The sequence below is a fragment of the Aquabacterium sp. G14 genome, assembly GCF_037482285.1.
Lineage (GTDB): Bacteria > Pseudomonadota > Gammaproteobacteria > Burkholderiales > Burkholderiaceae_C > Aquabacterium.
Window position 1 is genome coordinate 44,540 of sequence record NZ_JBBEYB010000012.1, and the last position, 19,533, is coordinate 64,072.

The 19,533-nt window shown below is 64.3% G+C and carries 19 protein-coding genes and 1 pseudogene; 5 read left to right on the top strand and 15 right to left on the bottom strand.

Going from position 1 to position 19,533, the window contains the following annotated elements:
* The first annotated feature begins 14 nt into the window (after positions 1 to 14).
* Both ntrB and WIT60_RS12910 read left to right on the top strand, forming a co-directional pair.
* Positions 15 to 923 (top strand): nitrate ABC transporter permease, encoded by a 909-nt coding sequence (gene ntrB / locus WIT60_RS12905; protein ID WP_339584308.1) that lies wholly within the window; start codon positions 15 to 17, stop codon positions 921 to 923.
* Between the two features lie 24 nt (positions 924 to 947).
* Positions 948 to 1,748, top strand: coding sequence for an ABC transporter ATP-binding protein (locus WIT60_RS12910; RefSeq protein WP_339584309.1), 801 nt, complete (start codon positions 948 to 950; stop codon positions 1,746 to 1,748).
* A 130-nt stretch (positions 1,749 to 1,878) separates the two neighbouring features.
* Here WIT60_RS12910 and lgt read toward each other — a convergent pair whose 3' ends face one another.
* The 3 genes from lgt to WIT60_RS12925 all read right to left on the bottom strand — a co-directional run bounded on the left by lgt (position 1,879) and on the right by WIT60_RS12925 (position 4,210).
* Positions 1,879 to 2,697, bottom strand: a complete 819-nt coding sequence (gene lgt / locus WIT60_RS12915; protein WP_339584310.1) for a prolipoprotein diacylglyceryl transferase — start codon at positions 2,695 to 2,697, stop codon at positions 1,879 to 1,881.
* 39 nt (positions 2,698 to 2,736) lie between these two features.
* Positions 2,737 to 3,498: a 4-hydroxy-tetrahydrodipicolinate reductase gene (locus tag WIT60_RS12920; protein ID WP_339584311.1), complete on the bottom strand. Its 762-nt coding sequence runs from the start codon at positions 3,496 to 3,498 to the stop codon at positions 2,737 to 2,739.
* Between the two features lie 196 nt (positions 3,499 to 3,694).
* A complete protein-coding gene (locus WIT60_RS12925) occupies positions 3,695 to 4,210 on the bottom strand; it encodes a MarR family winged helix-turn-helix transcriptional regulator (RefSeq protein ID WP_339584312.1) in 516 nt (171 codons plus the stop codon).
* Between the two features lie 22 nt (positions 4,211 to 4,232).
* Here WIT60_RS12925 and WIT60_RS12930 point away from each other — a divergent pair, with 22 nt between their 5' ends.
* Positions 4,233 to 5,573 carry a chloride channel protein gene (locus WIT60_RS12930; protein WP_339584313.1) on the top strand — a complete coding sequence of 447 codons (1,341 nt, stop codon included), beginning with the start codon at positions 4,233 to 4,235 and terminating at the stop codon, positions 5,571 to 5,573.
* Here WIT60_RS12930 and ilvD read toward each other — a convergent pair.
* Positions 5,564 to 7,414 carry a dihydroxy-acid dehydratase gene (gene ilvD, locus WIT60_RS12935; protein WP_339584314.1) on the bottom strand — a complete coding sequence of 617 codons (1,851 nt, stop codon included), beginning with the start codon at positions 7,412 to 7,414 and terminating at the stop codon, positions 5,564 to 5,566. The two genes, WIT60_RS12930 and ilvD, sit on opposite strands and share 10 nt — an antisense overlap.
* Positions 7,415 to 7,492: 78 nt before the next feature.
* A complete protein-coding gene (locus tag WIT60_RS12940; RefSeq protein ID WP_339584315.1) occupies positions 7,493 to 7,747 on the bottom strand; it encodes a TIGR04438 family Trp-rich protein in 255 nt (84 codons plus the stop codon).
* Positions 7,748 to 7,865: 118 nt separating this feature from the next.
* Between WIT60_RS12940 and WIT60_RS12945 the strand changes: the two genes are divergently transcribed.
* A complete protein-coding gene (locus tag WIT60_RS12945; protein WP_339584316.1) occupies positions 7,866 to 8,186 on the top strand; it encodes a c-type cytochrome in 321 nt (106 codons plus the stop codon).
* Positions 8,187 to 8,192: 6 nt separating this feature from the next.
* On the opposite strand, the gene WIT60_RS16915 is transcribed toward WIT60_RS12945, so the two are convergent.
* The 4 genes and pseudogenes from WIT60_RS16915 to acs form a co-directional block, all read right to left on the bottom strand.
* The gene (locus tag WIT60_RS16915) at positions 8,193 to 8,309 is read right to left on the bottom strand and encodes a hypothetical protein (protein ID WP_445207699.1); all 117 of its coding nucleotides are present in this window, start codon (positions 8,307 to 8,309) and stop codon (positions 8,193 to 8,195) included.
* 72 nt (positions 8,310 to 8,381) lie between these two features.
* Positions 8,382 to 8,528: pseudogene (locus tag WIT60_RS12950) on the bottom strand (hypothetical protein); the annotation flags it as partial.
* A gap of 257 nt (positions 8,529 to 8,785) precedes the next feature.
* The gene (locus WIT60_RS12955; protein WP_339584317.1) at positions 8,786 to 10,441 is read right to left on the bottom strand and encodes an MFS transporter; all 1,656 of its coding nucleotides are present in this window, start codon (positions 10,439 to 10,441) and stop codon (positions 8,786 to 8,788) included.
* 254 nt (positions 10,442 to 10,695) lie between these two features.
* A complete protein-coding gene (gene acs, locus WIT60_RS12960; RefSeq protein WP_339584318.1) occupies positions 10,696 to 12,672 on the bottom strand; it encodes an acetate--CoA ligase in 1,977 nt (658 codons plus the stop codon).
* 142 nt (positions 12,673 to 12,814) lie between these two features.
* On the opposite strand from acs, the gene WIT60_RS12965 reads away from it, so the two are divergent.
* A complete protein-coding gene (locus tag WIT60_RS12965) occupies positions 12,815 to 13,414 on the top strand; it encodes a TIGR00645 family protein (RefSeq protein WP_339584319.1) in 600 nt (199 codons plus the stop codon).
* 34 nt (positions 13,415 to 13,448) lie between these two features.
* On the opposite strand, the gene WIT60_RS12970 is transcribed toward WIT60_RS12965, so the two are convergent.
* The 6 genes from WIT60_RS12970 to WIT60_RS12995 are packed head-to-tail and all read right to left on the bottom strand — an operon-like array spanning position 13,449 to position 19,439.
* On the bottom strand, positions 13,449 to 13,808 hold the full coding sequence (locus tag WIT60_RS12970; RefSeq protein WP_339584320.1) for a Na+/H+ antiporter subunit G: 360 nt from the start codon (positions 13,806 to 13,808) through the stop codon (positions 13,449 to 13,451).
* 22 nt (positions 13,809 to 13,830) lie between these two features.
* Entirely contained in the window at positions 13,831 to 14,100 is a 270-nt protein-coding gene (locus WIT60_RS12975) for a K+/H+ antiporter subunit F (RefSeq protein WP_339584321.1), read from the bottom strand.
* A complete protein-coding gene (locus WIT60_RS12980; RefSeq protein ID WP_339584322.1) occupies positions 14,097 to 14,606 on the bottom strand; it encodes a Na+/H+ antiporter subunit E in 510 nt (169 codons plus the stop codon). Before WIT60_RS12980 ends, WIT60_RS12975 begins: the two co-directional genes overlap by 4 nt.
* Positions 14,603 to 16,240, bottom strand: a complete 1,638-nt coding sequence (locus WIT60_RS12985) for a monovalent cation/H+ antiporter subunit D (protein WP_339584323.1) — start codon at positions 16,238 to 16,240, stop codon at positions 14,603 to 14,605. The genes WIT60_RS12980 and WIT60_RS12985 overlap by 4 nt, the downstream gene beginning before the upstream one ends.
* Positions 16,237 to 16,575, bottom strand: coding sequence for a Na+/H+ antiporter subunit C (locus tag WIT60_RS12990; protein WP_445207700.1), 339 nt, complete (start codon positions 16,573 to 16,575; stop codon positions 16,237 to 16,239). Before WIT60_RS12990 ends, WIT60_RS12985 begins: the two co-directional genes overlap by 4 nt.
* An 8-nt stretch (positions 16,576 to 16,583) precedes the next feature.
* Entirely contained in the window at positions 16,584 to 19,439 is a 2,856-nt protein-coding gene (locus WIT60_RS12995; RefSeq protein ID WP_339584325.1) for a monovalent cation/H+ antiporter subunit A, read from the bottom strand.
* Positions 19,440 to 19,533 lie beyond the last annotated feature (94 nt).

Sequence of the window (19,533 nt, forward strand, 5' to 3'; positions counted from 1 at the left end):
GAAAGGAGCCCATCATGGTCAGTGCCGTCTTTCACAGCCCCTCGGAGGTCGATGACGCCGTGCCGGCGACAGCCGCCTCCCCCGCGCAGATCGCGCCTGCGCCCGTACAGAAGGCGGCGCCGGCCTCTGGGTCATCTCCCGCCAAACCGCCGGTGGACTGGGTGGGGTGGGCCTTGCGCACGGTCTCCCCGCTGGCAGGCATCGCCCTGCTGATCGGCGTGTGGGCCCTGCTGACGCACAACAGCAGCACCTTCCCCACGCCGCTGGCAACCTGGCAGGCTGCCGTCGAGCTGTTCGCCGATCCGTTCTACAGCAACGGGCCGAATGACCAAGGCATCGGCTGGAACATCCTGTTCTCGCTGCAGCGCGTGGGCATCGGCTTCGGTCTGGCGGCGCTCGTCGGGATCCCCCTGGGCTTTCTGATCGGACGCTCGCAGATTGCCAGCAGCATGCTCAACCCCATCATCAGCCTGCTGCGTCCGGTCTCACCCCTGGCCTGGTTGCCGATTGGCCTGCTGGTGTTCAAGTCGGCCGACCCCGCGGCCATCTGGACGATCTTCATCTGCTCGATCTGGCCGATGATCATCAACACCGCCGTGGGTGTGCAACGCGTGCCCGAGGACTACCTGAACGTGGCCAAGGTGCTGAACCTGAGCGAGTGGAAGATCACCACCAAGATCCTGCTGCCCTCGGTGCTGCCTTACATGCTGACGGGTGTGCGCCTGTCGGTGGGCACGGCCTGGCTGGTGATCGTGGCGGCCGAGATGCTGACCGGTGGCGTGGGCATTGGCTTCTGGGTGTGGGACGAGTGGAACAACCTCAATGTCCAGCACATCCTGATCGCCATTTTCGTGATCGGCATCGTCGGCCTGCTGCTGGAGCAGGGGCTGGTGGCCATCGCCAAGCGTTTCAGCTTTGAATGACCTGAACCCTCACAGGAGCACGTGATGACCCAATTCATCGACATCCATCGCGCCGAAATGGTGTTCCACACCAAAAAGGGTCGCTTCCATGCCCTCAGTGACATCAACCTGGGCATTGCCAAGGGCGAGTTCATCACCCTGATCGGTCACTCGGGTTGCGGCAAGTCCACCTTGCTCAACCTGATCGCTGGCCTGCTGACGCCCACGCAGGGCGGGCTGATCTGCGATGGCCGCGAGATCGCTGGCCCTGGGCCGGAGCGGGCGGTGGTCTTCCAAAACCACTCGCTGTTGCCCTGGCTGAGCTGCCACGACAACGTCTACCTGGCGGTGGAGCGGGTGTTCGGCGGCAAAGAAAGCAAGGAGCAACTCAAGCAGCGCGTGGCCGACGCCCTGGCGCTGGTCGGCATGAGCCACGCCACGCACAAGCGACCGCACGAGATCTCGGGCGGCATGAAGCAGCGCGTGGGCATCGCCCGAGCGCTGGCCATGGAGCCCAAGGTGCTGCTGATGGACGAGCCCTTTGGCGCCCTGGACGCCCTCACCCGCGCCCACCTGCAAGACGAGCTGCTCAAGATCGTGGCCAAGGCGCACTGCACCGTGGTGATGGTGACGCACGATGTGGACGAGGCAGTGCTGCTGTCGGACCGCATAGTGATGATGAGCAACGGTCCGGCCGCCACGATTGGCGAGGTGCTGCCCGTGCCCCTGGCGCGCCCGCGCAACCGCGTGGCACTGGCCGAGGACCCCACTTACATCGCCTGTCGCAAGGCGGTGCTGGACTTTCTGTACACGCGGCACGGCGTGGCCGACCGTCAGGCGGCCTGAGCAGAACGTCCGCTGCAGTCAAGGTGCCTGGCACATGGCTTGCATGATCCCCGTCGATCACCTGATTCGCCAGAGCCGGGTGGTCTTCCTCAGCGGGGGTCTGCGGTCCGCGAAAATACCGCCGACCTCTTTACGCCTTTCGGTCTTCGGATCGGAAGGCGTTTTTTTGCGCCATGCCCCAAAACAGCGCACCCACCAGGATCATGGGGACGCACAGCCACTGGCCCATGCTCATGTTGAAGGTGAGCAAGCCCAGAAAGCTGTCGGGCTCGCGGAAGTACTCGGCCGTGAAGCGGAACACGCCATAGCCCATCAGGAACATGCCCGACACCGCGCCCAGAGGACGCGCACGGCGCGCATACAGCCACAGCAGCACGAACAGCAGCACGCCCTCCAGGCCGAACTGATAAAGCTGCGAGGGATGACGAGCGATGTCCGTGCCGGATTGAGGGAAGACCATGGCCCAGGGCAAACTGGGATCGGCCGCCCGCCCCCACAACTCCCCGTTCATGAAGTTGCCGAACCGGCCGGCCGCCAGACCGATGGGCACACAGGGCGCCACCAGGTCGGCGACCTCGAAAAAGTGTCGGCCCTGACGCTTGGCATAGATGGCCAGCGCCGTGATCACGCCCAGCAGGCCCCCGTGAAAGGCCATGCCCCCTTGCCACACGGCGAGGATCTCGGACGGATGGCTGAAGTAATAGCCGGGCTTGTAGAACAGCACATAACCCAGGCGCCCCCCGAGCACGACCCCCATCACGCCGAAGAACAGCACGTCTTCGACCATCTGGCGATCCCACCCGCGTTGCGCGAAGAAGGGTTGCTTGGCCCGGGCACTGGCCAGCAGGTAGAACAGGGCAAAGGCCGCCAGGTAGGTCAGCCCGTACCAGTGCACCTTGAGCGGCCCCAGGGCAATGGCGATCGGATCGAATTGAGGGTGAATCAGCATGGCCCGAACGATAGCGCAAGTCTGCGACCGTTCGCGTCATCAGGACGACGGGCCAGCCTCCGGCTGCGTCAACTGCTCGCGGATCATGCGCATGAGCAGATCGTCGAAGGTGTAGAAGCCGTGGGGTCGCTTGCTGAGTTCGCCCAGTGCAAAGGCCGCGCCGGTCCCGAAGGCCTCGCGACGGATGGATTCGTGGGTGATGCGCACGGTCTGATATGGAAAGCCGAAGATGACCTCGTGCACCCCGACGATGCCGCCCAGGCGCAAGGAGGTGATGCGGCCATCCTCCAACTCCAGGCTCTGGGCGATCTTGCGGGCGGTGCCGGACACCTCGGGCTTCTCGCGGAAATGCTGCTCCAGGATCTCGACATCCGCAAACGGCGCGATGCCACGCAGCATGCGCGCCGACAGGATCAGGAAGTTGATGCCCAGCGTGATGTTGGGCGAGCACAGCACGCGGGCCTGCTCGCCCAGGGTGCGGGCGTAGGCCAAGTCCTCATCGCTGTAGGCGGAGATGGCGCTGACCAAGGTGAGGTGGCGCTTGCGAACCTCCTCGCCGTAGAGGTGAATCGACTCGGCCGTCGAGAAGTCAACCAGGGCATCGACCGGATGGGCGTCCAGCCACTCGCCGAAGTTGCCCTGCGACATCGCGAAAACAGGCAGTCCCAGCGGCTGCGGCTGCCCTTCCGGTACCGGGTTGCGCTTGGCAATCCAGACCAGGTCGAACCGGGGATCCTGCCTGAGAACCTCCGCAACCGCCTGCCCAGCCTTGCCGTAGCCTACCAATCCCACTTTGATCATGTGCTTCTCCTCATTCGATATCGACACGCCTTGCTCATGCAATTACATTTGTGCAAATGTACATGTTTCAAGATGATGAAGCAAAAAAAAAGGGCCTGCGGTGAAGCAGGCCCTTCAAGACACTCCATATCACTGGTGTTGCAACGACGCGGGTTCGCGCCTTCGTTACCTCGCCATTATATTGTGACAAATGCTTTCACAGCTCAGCCAAGGGTGTTTGTGCAGCCACCCCGACCTCTTCCACGCCGAGCTGGGCAATCAGTTGACCCAGATCCGCATGCAAACGCGCCAAGGTGTCGGCATCAAGCCGCTGCAAGGCATCGGGCAACAAGCCTGCGAAAGGCCCGTGGGTGTTGGTCAGCAAGGCATGGCCTTCCGGCGTGGCATGGAGGTGCACGACCCGACGGTCGTCCTCGTCGCGCGCGCTGCGGATCAGACCCTTTTTCACCAGAGCGCGTACCAGGTTGCTCGCTGTGGACTGGTGGATGTCCATGGCGTGCGCCAGCGCACCCACCTCGGTACCGGCGTGGCGCGACACAATGCTCAGCGCCCACAACTGCGCCCCGCCCAGCCCGGACTGGGACTCGACACGCTGGAAGTGAGACTTGACGGCGTTGAACACCACGCGGAACTGCCGCAAGACGATGGCAGCCTCCGGGGCGAGCGCCACCGAATCGGACTCGGAATCTGACGGAAGGCTGAGTCTGGACATGAAAACCTGTAGTGAATGAAACATGACGCCGCCCGACACCCCACCTGACGAGACCGCCGAACACGCCAAGGAACTGGCCGATTGGCGCCCCTGGGCCGCGCGCGCAGTGGTGCTGAGCTTTGCCACCCTGGCGGGTCTGAGCGTCGTGCTGCTGACCTGGCTGAGCGAACATGCACTGGCCGCATTTTTCGCGCTGACAGCATACTCGCCCTGGCTGGCTTTGGCTTGGACACCGGCGGTGACCGCTGCCCTGGTGTGGTGTACTAACCGCTATTTTGCCGGTGCGGCGGGCTCGGGCATTCCCCAGGTGCTGGCCGCGCTTGATGTGCAGACGCCTCCCGGGCAACGTCACCTCTTCATTTCGCTGAAGCTGGCGGCAGCCAAGATCGTGCTCACGGTGGGCGGCCTGTTGGCTGGCCTGGCCACGGGCCGTGAAGGCCCGTCGGTTCAGGTGGGCGCCGGCATCATGCACGCCGCCCGCCACTGGTTGCCCCAGCGCAGCAGCATCAACGACCATGGCCTGATCGTGGCTGGCGGCGCTGCGGGCATTGCGGCGGCGTTCAACACCCCCCTGGGCGGGGTCATGTTCGCCATCGAAGAGCTGTCACGCCGCCCCGAGCATCGCTCCAGCGGCCTGTTGATCGCGGCCATCGTGCTGGCGGGCCTGATCGGCATGTCGGTGTTCGGCAACGTCAGCTATTTCGGTCAGATCTCGGTGGGGGACTTTGGCTGGTCGGCGCTGTGGCCCGGCCTGTTGATCGCGGTGGCCACGGGCTTGTTGGGCGGTTTGTTTGCGCGCCTGCTGGTGCAGGCCGCGCGCGGCGGCACCGATCGTTTCAGTCGGTGGCGGCAACGCTACCCGGTGCGCTTTGCGGCGGGCTGCGGGCTGGCCGTGGCCATCATCGGGGTGGTCAGCCAGGGCGCCTCGTCGGGCAGCGGCTACGACGCCACGCGCGCCCTGCTCGAAGGCCAAGACCCGACCAATGGGTTTTATGTGCCCTTGCGCTTCATCGCCACCTGGCTGTCGGCGTGGAGTGGTGTCCCTGGTGGCGTGTTCGCACCCGCCCTCGCCTTGGGTGCGGGCATCGGCAACGAGATCGCCCAGCTGACCGGGCACCTGAACACGCCCGCGCTGATCGCGCTGGGCATGGCCGGTTTTCTGGCGGCCGTGACGCAGGCCCCGATCACGGCCTTCATCATCGTGATGGAAATGATCGAAGGCCATGGACTGGTGCTCAGTCTCATGGCCTGCAGTGTGGTCGCCAGTGGCGTGTCGCGGCTGATCAGCCCGCCGATGTATGGCGCGATGGCAGCGGCTCAGCTGAAACGGCTGAGCCGCCCGCCACCTGACGCTCAGCGCTGAAGCTGGGTGATGTCGCGCACGGCGCCGGTGTCGGCCGAGGTCGTCATCAGGGCGTAGGCCTGCAACGCGGCCGAGACCACGCGCTCACGGTTGGCGGGCTTCCAGGCGGCCGAGCCCTTGGCCTCCATGGCGGCACGGCGAGCGGCCATGGAGGCGTCGCTGATGGCCAGATGGATGCGGCGGTTCGGAATGTCGATCTCGATGGTGTCACCGTCTTCAACCAGGCCGATGGCGCCGCCCTGGGCCGCTTCCGGCGAGGCGTGGCCAATCGACAGGCCCGAGGTGCCACCCGAGAAGCGACCGTCGGTCAGCAGTGCGCATTCCTTGCCCAGGCCACGGCTCTTCAGGTAGGACGTGGGGTAGAGCATTTCCTGCATACCCGGGCCGCCCTTGGGACCTTCGTAGCGGATGATGACCACATCACCGGCTTGCACTTCCTCGCCCAGGATGCCTTCAACGGCATCTTCCTGACTTTCGTACACGCGGGCCTTGCCGGTGAACTTCCAGATGGACTCGTCCACACCGGCGGTCTTGACGATGCAGCCCTTCTCGGCGATGTTGCCGTAGAGCACGGCCAGGCCGCCGTCTTGCGTGAAGGCGTGTTCCTTGGAGCGGATCACACCCTTTTCACGGTCGAGGTCGAGGTTCTTCCAGCGGCTGTCTTGCGAGAAGGCCACCTGGGTGGGCACGCCACCGGGCGCGGCCTTGTAGAAGTGGTGCACGGCCTCGTCGTTGGTGACCTTGACGTCCCACTGGGCGATGGCGTCGGCCATGGTGCGGCTGTGCACGGTGGGCACGTCGGTGTGCAGCAAGCCGCCACGGGCGAGTTCACCCAGGATGGCCATGATGCCGCCGGCGCGGTGCACGTCTTCGATGTGGACATCGGGCACGGCCGGGGCGACCTTGCTCAGGCAAGGCACCTTGCGCGACATGCGGTCGATGTCGGCCATGGTGAAGTTGACGCCGGCTTCGCGGGCGGCAGCCAACAGGTGCAGCACGGTGTTGGTCGAGCCGCCCATGGCGACGTCGAGCGCCACGGCGTTTTCAAACGCCTGGAAGGTGGCGATGTTGCGCGGCAGCGCGGTTTCGTCGTCTTGCTCGTAGTAGCGCTTGGCCAGCTCGACGATGGTGCGGCCAGCCTTGCGGAACAGCTGCTCGCGGTCGGCGTGGGTGGCCAGCGTGGTGCCGTTACCCGGCAGGGACAGACCCAGGGCTTCGGTCAGGCAGTTCATGGAGTTGGCCGTGAACATGCCCGAACAAGAACCGCAAGTGGGGCAGGCGGAACGCTCAACGGCGGCCACTTCCTCGTCGGAGCAGCTCTTGTCAGCAGCCTTGACCATGGCGTCCACCAGGTCAAGGGAGATGACCTTGCCTTCGAGCTTGACCTTGCCGGCTTCCATCGGGCCGCCGGAAACGAAGATCACGGGGATGTTCAGGCGCAGCGCGGCCATCAGCATGCCCGGGGTGATCTTGTCGCAGTTGGAGATGCACACCAGCGCGTCAGCGGTGTGGGCATTGACCATGTACTCGACGCTGTCAGCGATCAGGTCGCGCGAGGGCAGCGAATACAGCATGCCGCCGTGACCCATGGCGATGCCGTCGTCGACCGCGATGGTGTTGAATTCCTTGGCCACGCCACCGGCGGCCTCGATCTCGCGGGCGACCAGTTGGCCCAGGTCCTTCAGGTGCACGTGGCCGGGCACGAACTGGGTGAAGCTGTTCGCGATGGCGATGATCGGCTTCTCGAAGTCACCGTCCTTCATGCCGGTGGCACGCCACAGGGCACGGGCACCGGCCATGTTGCGGCCGGCGGTGGAGGTACGGGAACGGTACTGAGGCATGGAGGGGCTCCGGGCTGGTGGGTTCTCTGTGAAAGAACAATTTTAGCCCGCGCCCATTCCCCCTGATGCCCGATACCCTTACTTGCGACGATCCCGCTTCAGTCCCAGTGCATCGATGGCTTTCTGACGGCGGGCATCACGACGCTGATCGTCACGTTCCATCGCTTTGCGACGGGTGTAACCCGTGGCATCACACCAAGTCCACCACGCCACGGCCAGAGCGAAAGGCAGCAGCAGCATCAACCAGTCGTCTGCCCAAGTCCAACTGCCCACGGGTCCGATCCCGAAGAACTGCATGAGCACCATCACGACGCCAATTGCAACCAACCACATTGCATGATCCCCTCTGTCGGCCAGCCGACGCGAAGCATTTGGGTCAACCCCACCATGGGATTGCACGTTATTGTTGAAGTATTTTCAACTGGAATATGGGCCTCCGGAAAGGAAATCCATGAAGTTTGCCAACTTGAGCCTCGCAGCCCTGTGCATGATCGCTGCGGCGGTCACACCCGCCCACGCCAACCCGGAACTGGCCAAGCGCAAGGCCTGCCTGAGCTGTCACGGCGTGGACAAGGCCATATTGGGCCCGGCGTTCAAAGATGTGGCCCAGAAATACCGCGGCCAGAAAGGCGTGGACGCCAAACTGGCCGAGAAAATCGTGAAGGGGGGCGGGGGTGTCTGGAAAATGCCGATGGGCCCCATGCCTGCGCAAACCCAGGTCAGCGCCACCGAGGCCAAACAGTTGTCTGCGTGGATCTTGATGCTGAAGTGAGCAGTCTCACGCCTGGGTGGTTTGCAGATCGGTGCGGGGAAGCAAGGCTTGGGCCGCTGCGACCATGTGCGTGAGCGCAAGGATGACCTCGGGCCACTGCCGGGTCTTGAGCCCACAATCAATGTTCGAAGGCGTCGATCCACTCCATGTCGGAGCGCGAGGTCTCGATCGCGCTCAATTCATCATCCATGTCGGCGACCGCACCCAGCCGTCCTGAGTGCAACCGTGGCGTTCCAATTGCTCGCCAAAGTCTTCCACCATGTCCTTGCGCTCGACCTCGCCATGAACGAACACATCCAGATCGAGCGCCTCCTGCTCTCGCACGTTGCGAGCGATCTCGGCGCCAACATCCGGTTATGTGAAGGGCGTGGGTTACGCCTGCCGATAGACGGACAGTACGTGCTGGTGACGAGCCGCGATCAACGCTTGGCCACAGCGTGTCGGCCCTGAGACTACGCCGGGCAGGTCATCGCCAAACAGATCGACCCCAGCGCCTCGCTAGCGCCCAAAAATGACAATGCCCTCCACAGGGGAGGGCATCCGATCAGCTGGTGCAGATCCACGACGCACAGGCTTGTGGCCCATGCGCCGTGCGGGCATCAGTCGTCCTTGTAGATGTCGACGTCCTTGGTTTCACGCACCAGGAACACGCCGAGCACGAAGGTCATCATCGCGATGATGATGGGATACCACAGGCCGTTGTAGATGTTACCGGTCTGGGCCACGATGGCGAAGGCCGTGGTGGGCAGCAGACCACCGAACCAGCCGTTACCGATGTGGTAGGGCAAGCTCATCGAGGTGTAGCGGATGCGGGTCGGGAACATTTCCACCAGCATGGCCGCAATCGGGCCGTACACCATGGTCACATAGATCACCAGCAGGGTCAGGATGCCGACAACCAAGGGCTTGTTCAGCTTGGCCGGGTCAGCCTTGGCGGGGTAGCCCGCTTCACGCACGGCATCGATCACGCTCTTCTTGAACGCAGCGTCCTTCGCCTTGGCCTCGTCTGCCGACAGACCAACGGAGGTGTAGGACTCGATGACCTTCTCGCCGACCTTGATCTGGGCAACGCCCGTGCCTTCCACGTTCTCGTAGTTCACCGAGTTGGCGGCCAACACCTGCTTGGCGATGTCGCACGAGCTGGTGAACTTGGCAGTGCCAGTCGGGTTGAACTGGAAGGAGCACTCAGCCGGGTTGGCAACCAGGGTCACCGGAGCGGTGGCCTGGGCGCGAGCCAGGTCGGGGTTGGCGGCTTCCGTCAGGGCCTTGAACAGCGGGAAGTAGGTTACGGCAGCGATCAGGCAGCCACCCAGGATGATGGGCTTGCGACCGATCTTGTCAGACAGGGTGCCGAAGATCACGAAGAACGGCGTGGCGATCAGCAGCGAGATGGCCACCAGGATGTTCGCTGTGGCACCGTCCACCTTCAGCGCTTGCGTCAGGAAGAACAGGGCGTAGAACTGACCGGTGTACCAGACCACACCTTGACCAGCGACCAGCGCGAACAGCGCGATCAGCACGATCTTCAGGTTGGCCCACTGACCGAAGGACTCGGACAGCGGTGCCTTGGAGGTCTTGCCCTCTTCCTTCATCTTCTTGAAGGCAGGCGATTCCTGCATGCTCATGCGGATCCACACGCTGATGGCCAGCAGAGCGATCGACACGATGAACGGCACGCGCCAGCCCCAGTCAGCAAAGGCCTCTTCGCCAACCGCGGTACGGGTGCCCAGGATGACCAGCAGCGACAGGAACAGACCCAGCGTGGCTGTGGTCTGAATCCAGGCGGTGTAGGCGCCGCGGCGGCCGTGAGGGGCATGCTCGGCCACATACGTGGCGGCACCGCCGTACTCACCACCCAGCGCCAGGCCTTGCAGCAGACGCAGGATGATCAGGATGACCGGGGCGGCCACACCGATGGTGTTGTAGTTGGGCAGGATGCCCACGATGAAGGTGGAGACCCCCATCAGCAAGATGGTGACCAGGAAGGTGTACTTGCGGCCGATCATGTCGCCAAGGCGACCGAAAACCAGAGCACCGAAGGGGCGAACAATGAAGCCCGCAGCGAAAGCCAGCAGCGCAAAAATGAATGCCGATGTTGGATCCAGGCCCGCGAAGAACTGTTTGGCGATGATGGCCGCCAACGAGCCGTAGAGGTAAAAGTCATACCATTCGAAAACCGTGCCCAGGCTGGAAGCGAAAATGACTTTCCGCTCCTCGGCCGTCATCGGCGCATCTTTGATTTGGGTGCTTGCCATATGGGTGCTCCGTGTCATTACAGGGACGAGCCTGCTTTTGGCAAGCTCGACCCCGAATTTAGGGGGCTTTGGACTCCATGTGAATAAGGGGGAATGCTAGGAAATGGTGCACAGAGCGCAAACTACGCGTAGGTGTTTGTACGCATGTTCAAGATAATCAATCGCCATTTGATGCATAAATAAAAAGCCGCCTCCCGAATCAAATCGGGGGCGGCTTTCATATATTTGACCAATACCTTTTCAGGCAGGTCTCATCAATTGGCTTGGGACAATTGGTCCAAAATGGCTGGGTTTTCCAGTGTGCTTGTATCCTGGGTGACCGATTCCCCCTTCGCAACCACACGCAACAGCCGGCGCATGATCTTGCCAGAGCGGGTCTTGGGCAGGTTGTCACCGAAGCGGATGTCCTTGGGCTTGGCAATCGGGCCGATGGCATGGCCCACATGGTTGCGCAGCTCGGTGGCAATCTGCTTGGCCTCGTCGCCTTCTGGACGGGGCCGCTTGAGGACCACGAAGGCGCAGATGGCCTCACCGGTCAGATCGTCCGGACGCCCCACCACGGCAGCTTCGGCCACCAAGGGGTGCGACACCAGCGCCGACTCGATCTCCATCGTGCCCATGCGGTGACCCGAGACGTTCAGCACGTCGTCGATGCGACCGGTGATGGTGAAGTAGCCGGTGTGGGCGTCGCGGATGGCGCCGTCACCCGCCAGGTAGTACTTGCCACCGAAGTCATCGGGGTAGTAGCTCTTCTTGAAGCGTTCGGGATCGTTCCAGATCGTGCGGATCATCGAAGGCCAGGGCTTGCGCACCACGAGCACCCCGCCCTGCCCCCATGGCACTTCCTTGCCGGTTTCGTCCACCACAGCAGCGTCGATACCCGGGAAAGGCAGCGTGCACGAACCGGGCGTCAGTTCATGGGCGCCCGGCAGCGGCGTGATCATGTGACCGCCGGTTTCGGTCTGCCAGAAGGTGTCCACGATGGGGCAACGGCCACCACCGATTTCGCGGTGGTACCACTCCCAGGCAGCGGGATTGATGGGTTCGCCCACGGTGCCGAGCAGGCGCAGGCTGCTCAGATCGAAGTTGCGCGGGTGCACCTCGGCCGACGATTCCGCGGCCTTGATCAGGGCACGGATGGCGGTGGGTGCGGTGTAGAAGATGGTGACCTTGTGGGCCTGGACCATGCGCCAGAAGCGCGAGGCATCGGGGAAGGTGGGCACGCCTTCGAAAACGACCTGGGTGCTGCCCAGCGCCAACGGGCCATAGGCGACGTAGGTGTGACCGGTGATCCAGCCGATGTCGGCCGTGCACCAGAACACATCGTCGGGCTTCATGTCGAAGGTCCACTTCGTGGTCAGGGCCGCATGCAGCAGGTAGCCACCGGTGCTGTGTTGCACGCCCTTGGGCTTGCCAGTCGAGCCCGAGGTGTACAGCAAAAAGAGCGGATGCTCGGCATCGACCCACTCGGGCGCACAAACGTCGCTTTCGCCCTGAAGCACATCGTCCATCCAGACGTCACGGCCGGCCACCATGGTGACATTGCCGCCCGTGCGACGGCAAACAATGACCTTGCGCAGGCTGTCGCAGCCGCCCAGACCGATGGCCTCGTCCACGATGGCCTTGAGCGGCAGGGACTTGCCACCGCGCAGCTGCTCGTCAGCGGTGATGACCATCACGGCGCCCGCGTCTTCGATGCGGTCGCGCAGGCTTTGGGCCGAGAAACCACCGAACACCACCGAGTGGGTGGCACCGATGCGGGCACAGGCCTGCATGGCCACGACACCCTCCACCGACATGGGCAGGTACAGCACCACGCGGTCGCCCTTTTGCACACCTTGGGCCTTCAGAGCGTTCGCCAGACGGCTCACACGCGAAAGCAGGTCACTGTAGGTGACCTGGGTCACCTTGCCGTCATCCGACTCGAAGATGATCGCCACCTTGTCGCCACGGCCGGCCTCTACATGACGGTCAAGGCAGTTGTACGAGGCATTGATCTGGCCATCGTCAAACCAGCGGTAGAACGGGGCATTGCTCTCATCGAGGGCACGCGTGAAAGGCTTGTGCCAAGTGAGAAACTCGCGTGCCAGACGCGACCAGTAGCCGGCGTAGTCTTTCTGCGCTTCGGCGCACAACTCATCGTAGGCCGCACGGCTACCGATGTGAGCGGTGCGCGCAAAGGCCTCGGGAACGGGGTGGAGGGTGCTGGGGGTCTGGTTGGTACCAGTCATGGTGGATTCTCCTGGGGTGGCAGCGCTTATGGCGCTGACTGATCGATTGACAGGAGCGTCACATCATGCGCGTTTGCCCCTGCCAACCCGCGACAATGCGCCTAACTTTAAAATTTCACACCCCGGATTTTCCCGACACCCCATGAGCACACCTCGTCAACCCCCTAAAGCAGGCCTTTTGCCGTCTTTCATTTTTGCCAGCCGTTGGCTGCAGTTGCCGCTGTATGTCGGCCTGATCCTGGCACAAGCGGTGTATGTCTTCCACTTCTGGGTGGAATTGGTGCACCTGATCGAAGCCGCATTCGGCAACCAGGATGCGCTCAAGCTGATCTTCCAGGCCTCGGGTCAGAAGGCTGAGGTGGCCCCCACTCACCTGACCGAGACCACGATCATGCTCGTGGTGTTGGGGCTGATCGACGTGGTGATGATCTCGAACCTGCTGATCATGGTGATCATCGGGGGCTACGAGACCTTTGTGTCACGGCTGAACCTTGAAGGCCATCCTGACCAGCCGGAATGGCTGGACCATGTGAACGCGTCGGTGTTGAAGGTCAAGCTGGCGACGGCCATCATCGGGATCTCGTCGATCCACCTGCTCAAAACCTTCATCAATGCCGAGAACTACTCGGACAAGGTGCTGATCTCGCAAACGGTGATCCACGTGGCCTTCCTTTTCTCGGCCATGGCCATTGCCATGACAGACAAGCTGTTGCACCAGGCCACGCACAAGAGCGACCACTGAAGCGCGGGCACTTCGCCGCGCTTCAGCGTCAGGCTCAGCCCTGGCGTTGATGCGCTTGGGCCTCGTCCACGGGCTGATGCCCGGCCTTGGATGGCACGCGCAGGTGCAGTGCCGCCTTGGCCATGAGGTTGGCCGACACCGGTGCGGTCAGGAAGATGAAGAAGGTGATCAGCATCTCGTGGATGCTGAACTGACCACGCAATGCCTGGATCAGCATGCTGGCCAGCAACACGCCGCCCAGCCCCAGCGTGGAAGCCTTGGTGGGTGCGTGCAGCCGCATGAAAAAATCGCGAAAGCGCACCATGCCCAGGGCGCCCACCAGCAGGAACACAGCCCCCACGAGCAAGAGCAAGGCGGCCAGGGCTTCGAGCCACACAGCGGGTGTCAGGTTCATGGTTCAGGTCTCCGGTGCGGGCTCATTCAATCACGTCACCACGCGTGATGAAGCGCGCCAGGGCCACGGTGGACACGAAGCCCAGCATGGCCACGATGAGTGCAGCCTCGAACAACAGCGCGGTCTGCCAGGTCAGCCCCAGCAGCACGACCAACGCCACCACGTTGATGTAGAGCGTGTCCATCGCAAGGATTCGGTCCGGGGTCGTCGGGCCGCGCCACAAGCGCCAGGTACACAGCAGCATGGACACGGCTACCGCCGCCACGCAGATCTGCAGCGCCATCTCGATCATCCGAAAATCTCCATCAGGGGCTGTTGGTAGCGACGGTCGATGTCAGCCGCCACGCCAGCGGCATCGTCGCAATCGAGGGCATGCACCCAGATACAGGCCTGGTCTTCGTCGATGACGGCCGACACCGTGCCGGGGGTCATCGTGATGATGGACGCGAGCAAGGCCTGCGCCGTGGGCTGTTTCAGGGTCAGCGGTACGCGCACCCAGGCAGGTTGCGGCGCGCTGCGCGGATGCAGCACCAGACGTGCCACGGTGAGGTTGGAGACCACGATGTCCCACAGCACCGTGAACGCGAGGCGGACCGCCCTCCCCCACGCGCGCGGCTGCGCCGCCGGCCCCAGGAAGCCTGTCAGCAGACGCGGCAGGCCCCAGCCCAGCACACAAGCCGTCAGCAGGTTGCCGGGGTCGATGGACTGCTGCAGCATCAACCAGGCCAGTGCCAGCAGCACCGACAGGACCGGTCGGCGCGCACGTTGCCAAAGCGAAGGGTGAACCGTGGTCGTCATGGTTGCGCCTCCCGGGAAGGGTTTGTCTGGGCGGCGGGCTCGGGCATGCGATAGGGGCGCACGCTCACTGGCACCTCGCCTGTGGCCGGGTCGACACCCAGCACCGCACGGGCATAGCCCTGGCGGTCGAGCAACTGGGTTGCCGTGGCGTCGGTGTAGCGCTGCAAGGGGGCCGCAAAGATGCTCATCACCACCCCCATCAGGCACAGAATCAGCGTGGGAATGACCAGACGGGGGCTGGCCCCCGAGCTGGCTGCCGGCAGGTCCGGACGCACGTTCCAGAACAGCAGGCTGCCGGCCCGCGCCAGCGCCAGCAAGGACAGGAAGCCGACGCCCAACACCACCGTCCAGACCCAGGATTGCATGGGCGTGCTCCAGGCAGCCTTGAGCAACATGACCTTGCCCAGGAAGCCCGGCAAAGGCGGCAAGCCCGCCACCGAGGCGGCCGCCAGCAATAGCATCAGACCCAGCAGCACCGGCTGCGCCACGGGGCTGGCCGGCGCCAGGGCTTCGGCCACATCACCGCGCTGCGCGGCCACCAACTCGACCAGCAGGAACAGGCCCGCCACCACCAACGTACTGTGCACCAGGTAGTAGAACGCTGCCGACCAGGCGGCCGGGGTGAACAGGCCCAACGCCGCCAGAATGGTGCCCACCGAGGCCACCGTCAACCAGGCCACCAGGCGCGGCAAGGTGCGCGAGGCCAAGGCGCCCAGAGCGCCCAGCACACTGGTGCCCATGGCCAAGGGCAACAACCAGGGCTCGGCCACGCGGGCCACCTCGCCTGCGGCATCCCCAAAGATCACACCATGCACACGCAAGATGGCATACACGCCCACCTTGGTCATGATGGCAAACAGGGCGGCCACGGGCGCGGTGGCGGCGGCATAAGTGCCCGGCAACCACAGAGACAGCGGCAACAAGGCCGCCTTGAAGCCAAATACCACCAGCAGGATCAGGGCGGCGCTGCGCGCCATCACCGCCTCCATGCCCGACAACTGCGTCACCCGCAAGGCCAGGTCGGCCAGGTTGAGCGTACCCGTGACCGCGTACAGCAAGGACACGCCGATCAGGAAGAGGGCCGATGCCAGCAGGTTGAGGACAACGTAATGCACCCCGGCCTGGAAGCGTCCCTTGCCCTGACCGTGCACCATCAGCACGTAGGACGCGATCAGCAGGATCTCGAAGAAAACGAAGAGGTTGAAGATGTCGCCAGTGACGAAGGCGCCACACAGCCCCATCAACTGAAAATGGAAGATGGCGTGGAAGTAGCGCCCATGCGTGTCCCACCCACCGCTGGCGTACCAGAGCACCGGCAAGGCCACCAGTTGCGTGAGCACCAGCATCAGCGCCGAGAGCCGGTCGACCACCAGCACAATGCCGAAGGGCGCAGGCCACTCACCGAGGCGGTACACCTGCAAGGCACCCGTGCTGGCCTCGCCCATCAGAGACACCGCGATCCACAAGCCCAAGGCCACCGAGCTCAGGCTGAGACGACGCGCCCACTTGAGGCGAGCCTGGCCGTGACCACTGGGGGCATCACCCAACAAGAGCAGCGCCATCCCCGTGAAGGCCGGCAGCAGCACCGGCAAGATGGACAGGTGCGGCCACACCGCCGAGAACAGACCGCTCATGCGCGCTCCTCCCCGCCAGCAGAGGCCCCGTCCACATGGTCGGTGCCCGACTCATGACGGCTGCGCAGCGCCATTTCGACGATGAAGCCGGTGGTGGCAAAACCGATCACGATGGCGGTGAGCACCAAGGCCTGCGGCAAAGGGTCGGCCATGCGCTCCTGGCCGACCAGGGCCGGGGCGTTCCACCACAGGCGGCCCATGGCAAAGATGAAGACGTTGACCGCGTAGCCCAGCAGGGACAGGCCCAGCACCACCGGAAAGGTGCGCCCGCGCAGCATCAGGTAGATGCCGCAGGCGGTGACCCAGCCAACACCGCTGGCCACCAGAAATTCCAGACTCACCGTCATGCACGACTCCCCTCAGGGAGCGCCGCAGCGCCCCGCCCATCCTTGCTGGCATGCCCCAGCACGGACAGGGTCAACATCGTGGCACCCACCACCGTGATGTAGACCCCCAGATCAAACAGCGCCGCGCTGGCCAGCGGCAGTTCACCGAACACCGGCACATGCGGATGACCATGCGCGCTGGTGAGGAAGTTGCGTCCCCACAACCAGGCGCCCATGCCCGTCAGACCGGCAATGGCCAGGCCCGAGCCAATCCAGCGGGTGAAGCGGCGCCCTTGCGCCCCGTGGAGCAGGGCCTCGGCCCGCTCCTGCCCCTGCGCCATGTACTGCAACACCAGCGCCACGGCCGTGATCAAGCCGGCAATGAAACCGCCACCCGGCAGGTTGTGCCCCCGCCAGTAGATGTAGAGCGAGGCCACCAAGGCCATCGGCAAGATGAGACGTGCCGCCACGCGCAAGAGCAGCGGCTGGCGGGCAAAGGACCAGGGACGTCCACCCTCGTCCTGCGCAGGACGGCGCACCTTGAAGCCATCGAGCATGGCCAGCACGCCCACGCCCGCGATGCCCAACACCGTGATCTCGCCGTAGGTGTCGTAGCCACGGAAGTCCACCAGCGTCACGTTGACCACGTTGGTGCCGCCACCGCCCGGCAGCGATTGCGCCAGGAAGTACCAGGAGATCGCATCGTGGTCGCGCGTCAGCACCATCCAGCACAGGAAGGCGACACCCAGACCGGCCACCGAGGCCAGCGTGGCGTCGCGCAGCCGGCGCCCGCCAGACGACTCGCGCGGCGTGCGCGCGGGCAGCAAGGCCAGGCCCATCAGCATGATCACCGTGGAGACGACCTCGACCGACAGCTGTGTCAAGGCCAGATCAGGTGCCGACAGGGCCAGGAAAGTCAACGCCGTGACCATGCCGACCACGCCGGTCAGCAAGACGGCCTTGAAGCGGTCTCGGTGCCCCAGCACCAGGGTGGCGCTGCCCACCAACAGGATCGCCCACACCGCCACCGCAGACGCCGGCGCGGGCAACAAGGTGCGCTGCCCGGCGGCCAGCGGCAAGGAGGTCTCGATGAAGGGCCAGGCCGCCACCACGATGACGCTCACCAGCATCCAGGCCACATGGCGCTGCAAGGAGCCGATGTCGGTGAGGCGGATGAGGGCCTGTGCGCCGCGGATCAGACCATTGAGCAACTGGTTGAAAAACAGACGCCCCGTCCAGCCACGCGGATGGTGCAGGTGCAGCTTCCAGTGCCGCTGCAGCCCCACGTAAAAGACCACGCCCCCCAACAACGCCAACCCGCTCATCAGCAAAGGCACATTGAAACCGTGCCACAAGGCCAGGTGATACGGCGGGGGCGAGCCGCCCAGCACCGCGCGGGCCGCCACATCGACCAGGGGACCGAGGGTGTGGGCCGGGAACAGCCCCACCGCCAAGGCCACGAGCACCAGCAGCAGCACCGGCAGGCGCATCAGCCAGGGCGGATCGTGCGGGTGCGGGTGAGGCAGATCTTGCACCGGACCGTTGAAAAACACATCGTGCACGAAGCGCAGCGAATAGGCCACCGAGCAGGCGCCCGCCAGCGTGGCCACCACGGCCACCCAGGTGCCGTTGAACCAGGTCCCGCCGAACTGGGCCGTCAAGGCCTCGCCAAAGAACATCTCCTTGGAGAGGAAGCCGTTGGTGAGCGGGATGCCGGCCATCGCCGCCGCCGCCACGATGCCCAGGGTCCCGGTCCAGGGCAGCAGGCTCATCAGCCCGCCCAGGCGACGCATGTCGCGGGTGCCGGTTTCGTGGTCGATGATGCCCGCCGTCATGAACAGCGCGGCCTTGAAGGTGGCGTGGTTGAGGATGTGGAACACCGCCGCCACCGCCGACAAGGGCGAGGCCAGGCCGATCAGGAAGGTGATCAAGCCCAGGTGGCTGATGGTGGAATAGGCCAGCAGGCCCTTGAGGTCGTGCCGGAACACCGCCACATAGGCCGCAAAGGCCAGCGTCAGCAGACCCGTGCCCGAAACGATCACCTCGAACAGGCCGGAGCCGCCCAGCACCGGGTACAGGCGCGCCAGCAGGAACACCCCCGCCTTGACCATGGTGGCCGAGTGCAGGTAGGCCGACACCGGGGTGGGCGCGGCCATGGCATCGGGAAGCCAGAAATGGAAGGGCCACTGCGCGCTCTTGGTGAAACAACCCAGCAGGATCAGGATGAGGGCCAGCGGGAAATGCGCGTGCGCCCGGATGCGCTCGCCCTGGTCCAGCATGCCACTCAGGTCAAACGTGCCCGCAATCTGCCCCAGAACGATGACGCCGGCCAGCAGCGCCAGCCCGCCGCCCCCGGTGATCGCCAGGGCCATGCGCGCGCCCGTGCGGGCGTCCGCGCGATGGCCCCAGTAGCCCACCAGCAGGAAGGAAGAAATGCTCGTCAGCTCCCAGAACACCACCAGCAGGAGCAGGTTGTCGGACAGGACCACGCCCAGCATGGCCGCCATGAACAGCATCAGCAGGGTGTAAAGCTTGCCCGCCGAGTCATCGGGCCCCAAATAACGGTGCGCATAGGTCACGATCAGCAGCCCGATGCCGGTGATCAGCAAACCGAACATCAAGGCCAGCCCGTCCAGGCGGAAGCCCAGTTGCAGGCCCAGATCGGGCGCCCAGGGGTACTGCACCAGCAGGGTCTGGCCGGCCAACACCTGGGGCGCCATCGACAACAGGCACAGCAGGGCAGCCAGGGTCACACCACCTGCTGCCAGCGCCGTCAGAGCGCGGCCATTCGCCCAGGAAAGCTTGCCGAGGCCGAAACAGGCCAAGGTGCCCAACAGCAGGGGCAGCAAGACCGTCAGAAGCAGTAAGTCCATGGAGGCATGTCAGAAAGTCGAGGGGGGATTGTAGGCACGCCTGTTCATCCCTCCCCGTTCAAGCCTGGGCATTCGGTCAGCCCATTCTCCTGAG